This window comes from Rhodococcus sp. MSC1_016 (assembly GCF_023667485.2).
GTDB classification, from domain to species: Bacteria; Actinomycetota; Actinomycetes; order Mycobacteriales; family Mycobacteriaceae; genus Rhodococcus_F; species Rhodococcus_F oxybenzonivorans.
On record NZ_JAMOZI020000001.1, the window covers coordinates 6,274,491 to 6,288,156 of the forward strand.

Sequence of the window (13,666 nt, forward strand, 5' to 3'; positions counted from 1 at the left end):
GCCGACCGGATCGGATTCGTCGGTCCTGCTCGGTGGCGCGAGATTCAGCTCGTCGTCGAGTCGCGAAATATGACTGTCTGCGCGGACGTTGGGCCAAGCTGTAACCATACCCCGTCGAGCACGTCGGGCCCACGAAACGTTTGCCTCGTCACCACCGCTCGTTGCCGCATCGTCGCCGACGAGCGGTGGCGCGGCATCACTTTTGATGAGCAAAAACTGAATCTCGCGCAATCTTTGACCCTATTGCGGCGCTTCACTATCGGGTGTGGAGGAGGCACGTGCGAAGTACGTCGAGGTCTTCGCGATAGCCCGGTTCGCTTGCTGACGTTGGCGGTGTAGACACTCGTCACCGCTGAGGACTCTTCTGCTATGTGGATGGTGAGCGTTTCGACCAGAATCGCGGTCGGGACTTCGTGGCGAGCGTGAACCGCGCGGTGTCAGGTCGGGAGTGGCCGTTCAACTCGCGTTAGTGCCGCCTCAGCAGTGTGACAAATTGGGTTCGGCGTTTTTCGATATAGTCCGCACAGTCTGCATGGCGAGCAGCGGGTGGCCCACCGGCACCGCTCCTGACACGGCCCGCCCAGTCTGGGAGGCCGTCCTGGTTGACGCACACCCCTTTCGCTATATAGTGAACTGATTAAGCTGAAACCCGGCCGTCGATCGGCCGGCTGAGGACGGGAAAATTATGAGGGATGCAGTTGTAGTTGCGCTGGCGCGGACGCCGATTGGAAAGCGTGGGGGAGGATTGTCGGCCCTTCATGCGGTTGACACGACTGCACAGGTGTTGAACGCGCTCGTCGAACGGGCGGGAATCGACCCCTCCATCATCGAAGACGTGCACTGGGGCAATGTAATCAGCGTGGGCCAGCAGTCCGGGAACGTCGCACGAATGGGTGTGCTGGCCGCAGGCTGGCCCGAGAGCGTCCCCGGGTTCACAGTCGATCGTCAATGCGGCTCCTCACAGCAGGCCATCTCCACCGCCGCGGCAACAGTGATTGCCGGTCATGCCGACGTCGTCGTCGCGGGTGGAGTCGAGATGATGTCGAGTGTTCCGATGGGCGCGGCCACTGTGGAGGGAACAGGTGAAATGGGTGGGCCGGCGGTGCGTCGATACGCCGACGCACTTTCGGCTCCCGGATTCGGCGGACGGTTTAACCAGGGTGCCGGAGCCGAGCTGATCGCTCGCGAGTGGGGGTTGTCCCGCTCACAGCTCGACGAGTACTCCGTGCGTTCACACGAACGGGCCGCACAGGCGCAGGACAGTGGATACTTCGACGACGAGATCGTGCCTGTGAGGGTTCAAGACAATATTGTCAGCGCTGATGAAGGTATTCGACGCGGGTCGACGGTCGAGAAACTGGCGACCCTCAAGGCTCCATTTTTGGACGGGGGAGTGATCACCGCCGGTAACGCGTCACAGATCTCCGACGGTTCGGCGGCACTGCTGATCACCACTTCGGAAAAGGCTATGCAACTGGGGATCCGGCCTTTGGCACGGATCCACACTGCCGTCGTCACGGGTGACGATCCGGTCAAGATGCTGACCGGTCCGATCCCCGCGACACGACTTGTGTTGAAGCGTGCGGGATTGTCTATCGAGGATATCGATGCTTTCGAAGTCAATGAAGCTTTCGCGTCGGTTCCACTGGCGTGGCAGGCAGAGACTGGGGTGCCGGACAGTGCGCTGAACCCACTTGGAGGCGCTATCGCACTCGGGCATCCGCTCGGGGGATCAGGCGCTCGCCTGGCCGCAACGCTGATCAACCATCTCGCGCACACCGGTGGCCGATTCGGACTCCAGACCATGTGTGAGGGTGGTGGAACCGCGAACGCCACCATTTACGAGAACCTCCGATAGCAGGCGGTGCGGCGACCGCCGCAACCCGCCCGGAGACAGCTCAGTGCACACAATGCGGGCAGGACTGATGTCGCATTCCGAGTCCGCCAAGGTGTGGTGATGAGCGACCGAGTCGGGGACCGGATAGACCACAGCAGCCGGACGCACGGCATCCCGTGCGTCCGGGGCAGGTATCCCGGTTGTCGCCGCACTCACCGGCAGGTGAGCCTTGGCTCCTGCGCCGCCCTCGCATCGGTGCTCGTCAGCGCACTCGAGCACATCTAGCTGCTTCTTGCTTCACTGGCCAGTTGTAGCCCCGAGATTATCCGATTGTTTCCGGTCTCCAAGAGGCTCCCTCGGTTATGGCCTACTTTCCGTATCTCCACGCTGCACTTGAATCGGTGCGGCGTCTCAGCGTCGAAAGGAGCCTTGTGTCCACGACCGGCCGGAACAATGTCGAACAGCCGCCAGCATCGGTGGACCAGAGCGATCCATCCTCACCGTTCTATGCGCCAACTTCGCCTGGCGGAATGAGCCTGTGCCACGGGTGCCGTCGGTTGAATCGCTGCAGGCTCGGGATCGAGAGCGAACAACTCAACGAGACCGGTGCCGTGATCAGCCGTGTGGTGTGTCCCCCGACCGAAGAAGGAGGTCCGAAGGTCGCGCATGGCGGGTGGACGGCTGCGGTCATGGACGAACTGGCTGGGCACACGCTGACGATGAACGCAGAATTTGCAGTCACGGGGACGCTGACTGTCAGGTTCGTTCGTCCGGTGCCAATTGGTTGGCAGCTGATTGGTCGGGCGTGGATCACCGAACGCGAGGGCAGAAGGGTGTTCATCAAGGCGACCCTGGAGCTCGAGAGTTCAGAGACGATCGTGGCGGAGGCCGACGCCATCATGATCAAACGTCCAGCCACCCACTTCGAGTCGCATTACAAGTGGTTGGAAGGCCAACGGCGTATAGATTAATAGTTTAGCTGATGATACTGTTTAGACATGACGACGTTCGTAGCGCCGGCCGACTTGTTCAGGGTCGACGGTGACCGTGTGTATTTAATCGCTTCGAGGTCCGCCACGTCGGATCACCTGGTCTTTCCTGCTGAGCCCGATCAGGAAGTCGTAGAGCTGGCACCGGAAGGCCTGCTCTACACGTGGACAAGCCAGGAGTTTCCGCCTCCGTCTCCCCCGGCGCTGCCCGACGGAGAATTTCGACCATTCGGTGTGGGTTATGTGAAGTTCCCGGAGGGGCTCCTCGTCGAGGGCAGGCTGACGACGTGCAATCCCGACGAGTTGACGATCGACGGCCGTATGCGCGTTGTCGTCGTGCCTTTTGCTGGCGGTGACACCTTTGCTTTCGCTCCGGTGACGGACAGCGCAGAAGGAGAACAGTGATGGCGGCGGTATCAATCATCGGGGTGGGAATGCACCCCTTCGGGCGGTTCCCGGGTAAGTCCGCTCTCGACATGGGCGCGGAGGCCCTGCATTCGGCGCTCCGTGATGCCGGGATCTCCTGGTCTGACGTGCAGATGGGATTTGCGGGCAGTCTGGAGGTTTCCAATCCAGACTCGATCGTCGGGAAGATGGGACTCACTGGGATCCCCGTCTACGGCGTATTCAACGGCTGCGCGACGGCCAACACCTCACTCTCGATGGCAGCCAAAGCAATCGAACACGGTGAGGCCGATATCGCGGTCGCCGTCGGATTCGACAAGCATCCGAAGGGTGCCTTCTCCGCGGATCCCTCCGTGCTCGGGCTGCCGGACTGGTATGCGCAGACCGGGCTCTTCCTCACCACGCACTTTTTCGGGATGAAGATCAATCGTTACATGAGCGATTACGGCATCTCTCCGCGGACCCTCGCTCGGGTCGCCGCCAAGAACATGCGTAACGGTGAACACAACGAGATGGCATGGCGCCGGAAACCGATGTCCGAAGAGGAGATTCTGTCGGCGCGGTACCTGAATTACCCACTCACACAGTATATGTACTGCGCCCCGGACGAGGGTGCAGCCGCTATCGTGCTGTGCAGATCCGATCTGGCGCGCAAGTACGCCTCGACGCCGATTACACTGAGTGCGTCGGTTCTCAGGAGTCGGCGAGAGGGAGCGTTCGAGATGCAGAGCACCTCGCTTCCGCTGACCGGAGCGCCGAGCCCCACTGTCGATGCCTCGCGTGCAGCATTCGAGATCGCCGGAGTGGAACCGAGTGATGTCGGGGTCGCGCAACTGCAAGACACGGACGCCGGCTCCGAGATCATGCATCTGGCGGAGAACGGATTCTGCGCCGACGGCGACCAGGAGAAGCTCATCGCTGAGGGACACACCGAGATCACCGGCGTACTGCCGGTCAACACCGATGGCGGGCTGATCGCGAACGGTGAACCGATTGGTGCCTCGGGCCTCCGTCAGATCCGCGAAGTCGTCTTGCAGATGCGTGGCCAGGCCGGCACCCGTCAGATCGAGGAGGTTCCCTCGGTGGGGTACACCCACCTGTACGGTTCGCCAGGAACCGGCGCGGTCAGCATCCTGGTCCGATGAGGGCATCGCCGGTTCCGCTCTGGCGGAACCGGGACGTCGCTGGCTTGCACAGAGATCAAGTCGTGTCGGCACCCCACGAGACGCTGGTGGGATTCGAAGTGCCGATCAAGTTTCGAAGAGTCAACGGGTGACACGTCCCTCGGGGTGCCCTCGCCGCACACGCGAACGGTTCCCAGACGGAGTCGCCGACACGCGGTGCATACGCACGTGAGCACACGTCGACGAGAGCCGAAAGGGTATTCATGGGATTCACGGTGACCGCAGAACAACAGGCACTGCGCGAAGTCATGCAGGCGTTCACGACCAAGCACTCGTCCGAGGCGCAGGTGCGAGAACTGATGGGCACGACGGAGTCTTTCGACCCGGTTGCATGGTCGGCTCTGTCCGAACAGATTGGTGCTCCGGCACTGGTGATACCCGAGAAGTTCGGTGGTGCCGGATTTGGATTCGGCGAATTGGGTATCGTGCTGGAGGAGAGCGGGCGGTCCCTGCTGGCCGCGCCGCTGCTCTCGTCGAGCGTGCTGGCGACGTACACACTCCTGCTGTCGGAGGATGACGTGCTGTGCGCCGAGCTGCTGCCCGGGTTGGCAGAAGGTGCGCGACTGGGCACCCTGGCCGCCGGCGATGACGACTTGGTGATCGCCCCGAACGGACGGACCACCGCTCGACACAGCGACGACGGGTGGCGCGTGACCGGCGCGAAGGCGTACGTACTCGATGCGATGTGTGCGGACTTCGTGATCGTAGCGGCCAATACCGAATCCGGACATTCACTCTTTGTCGTCGATCTTCCACAGACGGAGGTCGACATCACTCCACTGACGGTAATGGACCAGACGAGGAGCTTCGCACGGGTGGAGCTCGGCGAGGCGCTCGCGCGTCCGTTAGGGCGCGCTGGTGCCGCGGGAGAGATCCTGGAGCGGGTTGCCGACGTCGCCTCGGTCGCGCTGGCGTGCGAGCAGGTAGGTGCGGCCGCGGAGGTATTGGAGCGAACAGTCGAGTACCTGAAGGTGCGGAACCAGTTCGGGCGCCCGATCGGCTCCTTCCAAGCACTCAAGCATCGGTGCGCGGACATGCTCGTCGAACTCGAGTCGGCGAGATCCGCAGCCACCTACGCAAGTACGGCCGTCGAGGAGAACTCTCCCGACCTTCCTCAGGCAGCGGCCATTGCGAAGACCTACTGTTCGGAGGCCTTCTACCACATCGCCGCCGAGAGTATTCAGATGCACGGCGGCATCGGGTTCACCTGGGAACATCACGCCCACCTCTACTTCAAGCGAGCGAAGGCCTCGGAGTTGCTCTTCGGGTCTCCAGCACACCATCGTGCACGACTGGAAAAACTGATCGGCCTTGTTCCGCACACGACCGCGAAAGGATAGTTCACATGCGCACATTCACCTCGATTGACGACATCTGCGCCGCAGTAGGCGACGAACTCGGCATCAGCGAGTGGATCCAGATCACCCAGGACCGCGTCGACCGATTTGCCGATGCGACCGGTGACCACCAGTGGATTCATGTCGACGTCGAACGCGCGACAGCGGAGAGCCCGTTCGGCGGCCCGATCGCACACGGCTATCTGACGCTGTCGCTGGTACCGATGCTCGGGTGGCAGATCTTCGAGATCAAAGGTTCGAAGATGGGCATCAATTACGGTTCGAACAAGGTGCGGTTCATCAACCCTGTGACAGTCGGCTCGCGCTTGCGCCTTCGTGCGAAGCTGCTATCGGCAGAAGCATTGCAGGATGGATCACTCCAGATGATCGTCGGTCAGACGATGGAGATCGAGGGGCAGGACAAGCCTGCACTCGTAGCAGAAACTGTGAGCAGGGTCGCTTTCTGAACGGCGAATGGCTAAGGACTCGAAGGGAAGACCGGTGGCGAAGCACACGGTAATCGTGTCGGGAGGCAGCGGGGGACTGGGTGTCGCTGTCGTCAGGAAACTCATCGACACCGGATGGCATGTTGTTGTGCCATGGATCGCTGAGGCGGAACTCGAACGGTTGCCGCAGTCGGAACTAATTACTCTGTGCAGGGCAGACCTGTTCGTTGAAGAGCAGGTCCGGGCCGTCATCGTTGCAGCGCAACGTAACTCAGAGGCACCGTTGAAGGCCGTCGTGAACCTGGTCGGAGGGTTTGCCATGGGCGACTTAATTGCTGATACGTCGATCGATGATTTCGACCGCATGATGCAGCTGAATCTTCGGCCACTCTACCTGCTCACGCAAGCCGCACTTCCGTCGCTGATCGAAGCGGGCGGTGGCTCGATCGTGGGAGTCTCGGCGCGTTCTGCCTTCACTCCGTTCGCGGGAGCCGCCGGCTATATCACGGCCAAAGCGGCCGTGTGGGCGTTCGTGAACGCGCTTTCTGTGGAGTATCGCGACTCCGGAGTCAGAGCCAATGTCATCGTGCCGTCGGTGATCGACACCCCCGGTAACCGTGCATCGCAACCAGAGGCCTCACGTCATGGATGGGTGTCACCCGAGCGGGTTGCCGAGACGATCGAATTCCTGGTATCCGACGCAGCGAGTTCGGTGAACGGTGCTCGAGTGCCGGTCTCCGGATAAAGCTCGGCAAAAATATGGTGGACGGCCGATGTGGCCACTCGCCGATACGTTCCGATGTCAGTCGCAAGATGTTGCCCAATTCATCGAGACCAACAATCTGGCGCTCATTCGTCTGATGCGTGAGACGAGGGACTTGCTGAGACCCGGTGGCCGCTTCATCACGATGGCGATCAGTTTCGGTCGTCTACGTCGTGAAGCGGCAATTGGGCACCCGCGTCTCGAGGTTTTCGCTGACGCGTTCGGACTCCTCCGGGGCCCGAGCCCCCTCCGTGCGTAGAGGGAAAGTGATGGCAGCCAATGGATGTGTTGGATACCGACTGGAGTCGAACTGCCGCGGAGCCATATTGGCCGAGCAAGGAATCCGCGATGCCTGCATGCGTTACTGGGCTGGAGTGGACCAGCGCAAGCCTCTCACTCGTCTCATAGGCTGGCGAGTCAGTCGACTACCCTCGGCCACGCAGGAACCGCCTCAGCCATCAGCTTTACGGTCGCTGCTGCAGGTTCACCGTCGATCGATGGCCGAAACCGGGGTGGGTCTACGGGAAGTGCCCCGTTCGATGCGAAGGCATGTCAAGTAGTTGAGGCTTGCCGGTCGAACAGTCGAACGGCACAGAAGGCCACCGTCTCCATCGCGCCGCTGGCTCCCGCTACAAAACATCTCGGAAGAGCCACTTGGATGTGCCTGTGCTCGACATCGTCGCCTGCAGCCCCACTGAGTCTCACGACACAGGGCGAATGAGGCCCTCCTGAAGTACCGAGGCCACGTGGACCCCGTCCGCGGTGTAGAACGCGCCCCGGCACAACCCCAGCCCGCCGTAGGCCGTGGGCGACACCTGGTCGTAGAGGAGCCACTCGTCGACCCTGAATGGCCGATGAAACCACACGCAGTGATCCAGGGAGGCGATCATCACGCCTGGATGAGTGGGAGGAAGGCCGTGAGGGAGGAGCGATGTAGAAAGGAATGTCAAGTCTGCGATGCAGGCCAGTAGGGCATTGTGTGTGTTCTGTCTGGAGGTAGGGAGTGGCTCGACCGCCCGCATCCATACCTGAGAGTGTGCAGTAAGACCGGTAGTGCTCGCCGGGGCGCTCGCTGGTCCCGTGGGCACGATCCGGATGTCGAGTTGCTCCCACTCGCGGTAGAACTGGGGCCACTCGTCGGGTCGATCATGGGCCAGTTCGGCTGCGCTGTGCAGGTCGTCCGGCGGCGTGGTGCTCGGGACCGGAAGCTGGTGGTCGAATCCGTCCACTTCCTCGCGATGATAGGACATGCGTGCCGAGAACAGTCGAACATCGCCCTGGTACGCGTCGACATTCCGGCTCGCGAATGAACCGCCGTCTCGTACGCGTTCGACGGCGAATCGGATCGGCCGGTCCGCGCTACCCGGACGCAGGAACTGGCACTGGACCGAGTGTGCCGGCCAGGGTTCGGACAGAGTCTGTGATGCGGCCTCCATCGCCATACCGGCTACCTGGCCACCGAACACTCGGGGAAGCCGGTAACGGGTCGGTTGGCCTTCGAAGACCGTAGGCGCGATCTGTTCGATTTCGATCAGCTCCAGCAGATCACGGTGCTTCACGGACATGAGTGCTCCTCGGGGCGTGTTGATCCACGGCGGCGGTTACGGGTGGGTTGGCGTCGGATCGCGGCCTGGGATTGCCGAGGCGTCAGTAGCCGAGTTTGCGGCCGACCAGATCGAGCATGATCTCGTTCGTGCCACCGTAGATCCTCTGGACACGCGCGTCGCGCCACAACCTGGCGATTTCGTACTCGTTCATGTAGCCGTAGCCACCATGCAGTTGGAGGCAGCGGTCGACGATCTTCCACTGGGTCTCGGTCGTCCACCACTTCGCACCGGCGGCCTCCTCGGCCGTCAACTCGCCCGAGTTCACTCGCATGATGCACTCGTCGACATAGATCTGCATAACATCGATCTCGATCTTCATCTGTGCGAGCGCGTGACGATTGATCTGGAACTTGCCGATCTCTTGGCCGAAGGCCTTGCGTTCGTGTGCGTATTCGCTGGCGAGAGCGACGGCACGGCGTGCCTGCGCGACGGCGTGGATTCCGATCGCCAGTCGTTCGGCCGGCAGGTTACGCATCAGGTGGTAGAAGCCCCGGTTCTCTTCGCCGAGGAGGTTCTCCACCGGAACTCGCACATTGTCGAAGAATAGTTCGGCGGTGTCCGCGGCCTTCTGGCCGATCTTGTCGAGATTGCGGCCGCGGGTGAAGCCCTCCATGCCGGTTTCCAGGACGATCAGACTGATGCCCTGGTGGGGCTTCTCGGCATTGGGATCGGTGCGGCAGACGACGACGACGAGGTCGGCCAGCATTCCGTTCGAGATGAACGTCTTCGCGCCGTTGACGACGAAATGGTCACCTTCGCGTCGGGCGGACGTCTTGACGTTCGCCAGATCCGATCCGGCGCCTGGTTCCGACATCGCGATCGCCGTGATGTACTCACCGGACATGTACTTGGGCAGCCAGCGCTGCTTCTGCTCATCCGTTGTCAAATCGCGGAAGTATCCGGCGAGAATGTCGTTCTGCACACCAAGGCCGATTCCGACAGAGCCGGTCGCGTGGTACTCCTCGTTGAGGATCGCGTTGAAGCGAAAATCGTCGATGTCGGAACCCCCGAACTTCTCCGGCATGTCCCACCCAATGAGGCCCAGCTTCCCGGCCTCGAGCCAGGCGTCGCGATCGGCGTAGCCACGTTCCTCCCATTCCACGGAGTGGGGTGCGCAATGGGTCTCGAAGAACGCTCGTGCGGTTGCCCGAAACTCGTCGTGTTCGGGTTCGAAAATTTTACGTTGCATCGGTTATCCCTCCGTCTGGAACTGGAACGGTGACCGCTGTGCGGTCTCGGTAATCAGCTGAATTGAGTTTCTGTTAACAGTTGTGGAAACGTCCTGCAGGGAGTCAGTGGGAAACCGCGAACTCCCACACCGACCCGTCTGAGCGCATGGCGCGACGTCCGAGGTCGGTCGACCACTCGGTCGGTGTCCCGAAATCACGGTTCCAGGACAGGGCACGAGTGGTGAAGTGCCGCAGCTGGTGGTCGAGGGTGAATCCGATGGCACCGAACGCTTGGTGCACGTTGCGGCCGACTCCCACCGCGGCTCGCCCGGCCTGAATCTTTGCCACGGCTGTGGCAATCGAGGTCGTATCGGACACGAACCCGTCCTCAGCGGCGACGGTGACGGCGTGTGCGGTCGCGGCCTTCGCTGTCGTCAACAGGCCGACGGAGCGAGCGATCAGATCCTGCACCGCCTGGAACCTGCCGATCGGCCGACCGAACTGATGCCGTTCCGAGACATGAGTGATCGCGAGATCGAGGGAGCGCTCCAGCGCACCGCAGATTTGGATCGATCGAGCCCATGCTCCCCGTGTCCGCAGCTGCATGCGAAGGTCGGACGACACCGAGGTGACATCGAGGTCCCGGCCGGCGAAACGGACGACGGCGCAGTTCTCGCCGGCTAGGTCGCCGACGGGCGTGATCGTCGCACGATCCAGCGGAAGGTACCCGATGAAGTCCTTCCCGACGATCAGGATGTCCGCGGCCACCGCTGCCCACGGAACTGCAGGCAAGCGGATGTCGTCGGCGGAGATTTGCGAACGTGCCAGATCGACGCAGACGGCGGTGCTCGGAGATCCCGATGGGGTTTCGCCGAGCTCGGTGAGTAGCCAGGCGCCCAGCAGATCGGTTTCGGCGAGGGGGGCAGGAAGTGCATGGAATCCGCCGCGATCGAGCAGGATGGATGCTTCCATGAGTCCGGCGCCGCTACCGCCCGAAGACTCGGGTGTGGTCAACAGTGTCAGACCTGCCTCGCCGAGAAGGTCCCATGCGTCGACCGAAAATGGGAGGGACACAGTCGGACTGTGGAGGTGGGGCTCGACGATCGATGCGAACATGTCGTCGGCCAGTTCGCGCAACGCGTTGATTTCGTCCGCGGTGGGTACGTGCAAGGTCGATGTCATCGAAGTCCCAATCCTCGGGCGATGACCCCGCGGAGAATCTCGCTGGTGCCACCGCGAAGTGTAAAACCGGGGGAGTGCAGCAGAGCTTCGGCAAGCAGCCGGGAGATCTCGTCGTCCGACTCCAGATCAGGACGGACCTCGGGAATCAGCTCGGCGCACTCGCTCACGAGGCGTTGTTCGTAGGACGTGCCGATCTCCTTGACCACGGCCGCGCTCAGATCGGCCGACTCGTTACCGGATAGCGCACGCGCGACGGAACCGGAGAGGTGGCGCAACGTCATCAGGTCGGCGACGAGGCCGCCGAGTGTCGTCATCGCACCGCTGTTCTCGGGGTCCAGTCGGGTCGCGACACTGTCGAGTAGCGGTTGCGGTGAGAGGAACCGCTCCGGCCCACTCCGTTCGAAACCGAGTTCCGACCCGACCTGGCCCCAGCCCGAACCTATGGCGCCCACGACCATGTCATCTGGTACGAAGACGCGGTCGAGGACGACCTCGTTGAAGTGGTGCTGTCCGGTCAGTAATTTGATTGGTCTGATCTCGATGCCCGGTGAGTCGAGGGGGACGAGGAATTGGCTCAGGCCGTCGTGGCGGTGGGTCGGATCGAGTTCCGACGTACGAGCGAGGACGAAGAAGGCTTCGCTGTGGTGAGCTCCGGAAGTCCAGACCTTGGTCCCGGTGACGTGCCATCCGCCGTCAGCGCGAACGCCCCGGGTGCGAACTGCGGCCAGGTCGGAACCAGCCTCAGGTTCGCTCATTCCGATCGCGAAGTGGCAAGTGCCGTTGGCGATTCGGGTCAGATAACGCTCACGTTGGACGGTGTTCCCGTGCCGGACCAGTGCCGGGGCGACCTGCCGGTCAGCGACCCAGTGGGCGGCGACGGGGGCACCGTGGGCAAGGAGTTCCTCGGTGACGACAAAACGTTCCAGGTGGGTACGTCCCGGACCCCCGAAGTCGGTAGGGATTGTCATACCGACCCAACCCTGACGGGCGAGACGTTGGCTGAATCCGGGATCCCACGAGGAGATCCAGGAGTCCACACGGGACTCCCACCGGTATTGCTCGCGATCCGCGGCGAGGAATTCCCTGACCGCTCTGCGGAGGTCAATTGTCTCCGCAGGGAGCGGGACAACATCCGGGACTAATCCAATCATGGTCGGAACCACCTCTTGCTCGATAGGTGTTGCGCGGCGCCGTGGATTCGGGAGGGACCACGGCGCCGCGCTCGATCAGCCGACGGTCAGGCGCCGGTGAACAGTCCTATTCCGTTGTCGCGCAGGAACAGTTTTCGTCGTTCTTCTCCGAGCCCTTCGGCCTTCTGGAAGAAGTCGGCCGGTTCGCGCAGACCCTCGGCGTGTGGCCAGTCCGAACCCATGACCAAGCAGTCCACCGTGCCGAGCTTGTCGGCCATGGTGACCGTGTCGTCCTCCGGGTACGGGACTACGCGGATGTGGTTCTTGAAGATCGTGCTCGGCCGCTCGGACAGCTGGCCTCCGAGCCAGCGGCCGTTCCGTGCCATGCCGCGACTCTTGTCCATGTGCCGGATGAAGTGCGGAACCCACTCGGCTCCGAACTCGCTGACAAGGACCCTGATATTCGGGAAGCGGCCGAACAGGTTGTCGAAGATCAGGGCCGATAGGGTGTCGGTGATTGGCCGCTCGCCGTAGGTGTTCTGCCACTGCCATGCGGAGAACTGGAAGGGCGGAACCAACTTCCAACCCCAGTCTGCGGCGACATTGGCCTGATAGTAGAACTCCGAGATGTGGTACGAGACGACAATCTTCGCCTCGTTGACGCGGGCCCAGAACGGGTCGAAGTAGGGATCACCGGGGGATCGGCCGTAAGCGGGGCCGGCAGGGAGCATGATGAACCGCGCGCCCGCGTTCAGAACTCGGTCCAACTCGGCACAGGCCCGATCAAGGTCGCGCAACGACAGCAACGCAGGAGCGTGGATTGTGTCCTTGTAGCAAAAGCCCCAGTCCTCATCGATCCAACGGTTGAACGACTCGAGGTTGTCGTAGAGAACCTCCGCGTCGTCAAGGTAGGCCTCCGCGAGCAGTCCCCAGCCGCCCGGGTACATCACGGTCTTCTCGATCTGCTGCTCGGCGAGCTGGATGAGACGCTTGTCCCGGTCGCGGTACTCCGGCTGGATGGGCTCGTAGAACCGCTCGGCGTCGGTAGCGTTACCTGAAGCCCGTTGTTTGAGCATCTCGACCAGAGATCCCGGTACGTAGGCCTGTTCGAGGTCTGCTTCGAGGGCGGTGACGATGCGGTCGTTCGCAAGCAGGACCTTACGGTCGAACCCGGGTGCTTCGATCGGCCGTACCGCCGTGTGCAGCTTGTTCTTCGGCATGAAGCGTGTGAATGCGTCCGGTGCCTCGTAGGAGTGCTGGTCGAAGTCTGTCAGTAGGTAGGGGAGCTTTCCCACAGAGTTCTGGATCAGCGCCATTGCTCACCTCCGGGTGTGTCGTCTCGGCAGGACGATGTTTGGTGGAGATCTCCACCGTTGATTTGGTGGAAGAGTTCCACCGTAGATTTGGTGGAAAAGTTCCACCGATGTGAGACAGAGTATCAGTCTGAGAACTTGTCGCGCAATGGCTATACCGGTATATAATTAAGCTTATCAGCGAGGGTGTTCTGCCGGAACGCCATGACCGGTGGACGTACTTTTGGAGGTATGCACATGGAACCTAACCGAGTCGGAAGCGACTCCGTTCTTCGCCACGCGTGCAGGGATTTTCGCCCAGTGG

Annotated in this window: 13 protein-coding genes; 8 read left to right on the forward strand and 5 right to left on the reverse strand. The window is 62.0% G+C overall.

All coding sequences use genetic code 11. The features are described 5' to 3' along the window. The first annotated feature begins 685 nt into the window (after positions 1-685). The 8 genes from L1080_RS29455 to L1080_RS29490 all read left to right on the forward strand — a co-directional run bounded on the left by L1080_RS29455 (position 686) and on the right by L1080_RS29490 (position 6,943). Complete coding sequence (locus L1080_RS29455) at positions 686-1,858, forward strand: thiolase family protein (RefSeq protein ID WP_159923455.1); 1,173 nt, start codon at positions 686-688, stop codon at positions 1,856-1,858. A 99-nt stretch (positions 1,859-1,957) separates the two neighbouring features. Next, positions 1,958-2,122, forward strand: coding sequence for a hypothetical protein (locus L1080_RS29460; protein WP_459031979.1), 165 nt, complete (start codon positions 1,958-1,960; stop codon positions 2,120-2,122). 146 nt (positions 2,123-2,268) lie between these two features. Further along, positions 2,269-2,808: a PaaI family thioesterase gene (locus tag L1080_RS29465; protein WP_236603195.1), complete on the forward strand. Its 540-nt coding sequence runs from the start codon at positions 2,269-2,271 to the stop codon at positions 2,806-2,808. A gap of 27 nt (positions 2,809-2,835) precedes the next feature. Beyond that, the gene (locus L1080_RS29470; protein ID WP_159923457.1) at positions 2,836-3,231 is read left to right on the forward strand and encodes a Zn-ribbon domain-containing OB-fold protein; all 396 of its coding nucleotides are present in this window, start codon (positions 2,836-2,838) and stop codon (positions 3,229-3,231) included. After that, a complete protein-coding gene (locus tag L1080_RS29475; RefSeq protein ID WP_159923459.1) occupies positions 3,231-4,376 on the forward strand; it encodes a thiolase family protein in 1,146 nt (381 codons plus the stop codon). The genes L1080_RS29470 and L1080_RS29475 overlap by 1 nt, the downstream gene beginning before the upstream one ends. Before the next feature lie 254 nt (positions 4,377-4,630). Further along, the gene (locus tag L1080_RS29480; RefSeq protein WP_236603196.1) at positions 4,631-5,755 is read left to right on the forward strand and encodes an acyl-CoA dehydrogenase family protein; all 1,125 of its coding nucleotides are present in this window, start codon (positions 4,631-4,633) and stop codon (positions 5,753-5,755) included. A gap of 5 nt (positions 5,756-5,760) precedes the next feature. Continuing rightward, complete coding sequence (locus L1080_RS29485) at positions 5,761-6,219, forward strand: MaoC family dehydratase (RefSeq protein ID WP_250767835.1); 459 nt, start codon at positions 5,761-5,763, stop codon at positions 6,217-6,219. Positions 6,220-6,226: 7 nt separating this feature from the next. Then, positions 6,227-6,943, forward strand: a complete 717-nt coding sequence (locus tag L1080_RS29490; protein ID WP_159923463.1) for an SDR family NAD(P)-dependent oxidoreductase — start codon at positions 6,227-6,229, stop codon at positions 6,941-6,943. A 719-nt stretch (positions 6,944-7,662) separates the two neighbouring features. Here the strand turns inward: L1080_RS29490 and L1080_RS29495 are convergent. The 5 genes from L1080_RS29495 to L1080_RS29515 form a co-directional block, all read right to left on the reverse strand. Next, positions 7,663-8,526 (reverse strand): acyl-CoA thioesterase, encoded by an 864-nt coding sequence (locus L1080_RS29495; RefSeq protein ID WP_159923465.1) that lies wholly within the window; start codon positions 8,524-8,526, stop codon positions 7,663-7,665. An 82-nt stretch (positions 8,527-8,608) separates the two neighbouring features. Further along, complete coding sequence (locus tag L1080_RS29500) at positions 8,609-9,757, reverse strand: acyl-CoA dehydrogenase family protein (protein ID WP_159923467.1); 1,149 nt, start codon at positions 9,755-9,757, stop codon at positions 8,609-8,611. 103 nt (positions 9,758-9,860) lie between these two features. After that, positions 9,861-10,919 carry an acyl-CoA dehydrogenase family protein gene (locus L1080_RS29505; RefSeq protein WP_159923469.1) on the reverse strand — a complete coding sequence of 353 codons (1,059 nt, stop codon included), beginning with the start codon at positions 10,917-10,919 and terminating at the stop codon, positions 9,861-9,863. Further along, complete coding sequence (locus tag L1080_RS29510) at positions 10,916-12,070, reverse strand: acyl-CoA dehydrogenase family protein (RefSeq protein ID WP_159923471.1); 1,155 nt, start codon at positions 12,068-12,070, stop codon at positions 10,916-10,918. Before L1080_RS29510 ends, L1080_RS29505 begins: the two co-directional genes overlap by 4 nt. 86 nt (positions 12,071-12,156) lie before the next feature. Next, the gene (locus L1080_RS29515; protein WP_159923473.1) at positions 12,157-13,365 is read right to left on the reverse strand and encodes an amidohydrolase family protein; all 1,209 of its coding nucleotides are present in this window, start codon (positions 13,363-13,365) and stop codon (positions 12,157-12,159) included. Positions 13,366-13,666 lie beyond the last annotated feature (301 nt).

Coding starts and splice junctions, on each gene's coding strand:
- L1080_RS29455 (WP_159923455.1), top strand. CDS start 686: ATGAGGGATGCAGTTGTAGTTGCGCTGGCGCGGACGCCGATTGGAAAG.
- L1080_RS29460 (WP_459031979.1), top strand. CDS start 1,958: ATGAGCGACCGAGTCGGGGACCGGATAGACCACAGCAGCCGGACGCAC.
- L1080_RS29470 (WP_159923457.1), top strand. CDS start 2,836: ATGACGACGTTCGTAGCGCCGGCCGACTTGTTCAGGGTCGACGGTGAC.
- L1080_RS29475 (WP_159923459.1), top strand. CDS start 3,231: ATGGCGGCGGTATCAATCATCGGGGTGGGAATGCACCCCTTCGGGCGG.
- L1080_RS29485 (WP_250767835.1), top strand. CDS start 5,761: ATGCGCACATTCACCTCGATTGACGACATCTGCGCCGCAGTAGGCGAC.
- L1080_RS29490 (WP_159923463.1), top strand. CDS start 6,227: ATGGCTAAGGACTCGAAGGGAAGACCGGTGGCGAAGCACACGGTAATC.
- L1080_RS29495 (WP_159923465.1), bottom strand. CDS start 8,526: ATGTCCGTGAAGCACCGTGATCTGCTGGAGCTGATCGAAATCGAACAG.
- L1080_RS29500 (WP_159923467.1), bottom strand. CDS start 9,757: ATGCAACGTAAAATTTTCGAACCCGAACACGACGAGTTTCGGGCAACC.
- L1080_RS29505 (WP_159923469.1), bottom strand. CDS start 10,919: ATGACATCGACCTTGCACGTACCCACCGCGGACGAAATCAACGCGTTG.
- L1080_RS29510 (WP_159923471.1), bottom strand. CDS start 12,070: ATGATTGGATTAGTCCCGGATGTTGTCCCGCTCCCTGCGGAGACAATT.
- L1080_RS29515 (WP_159923473.1), bottom strand. CDS start 13,365: ATGGCGCTGATCCAGAACTCTGTGGGAAAGCTCCCCTACCTACTGACA.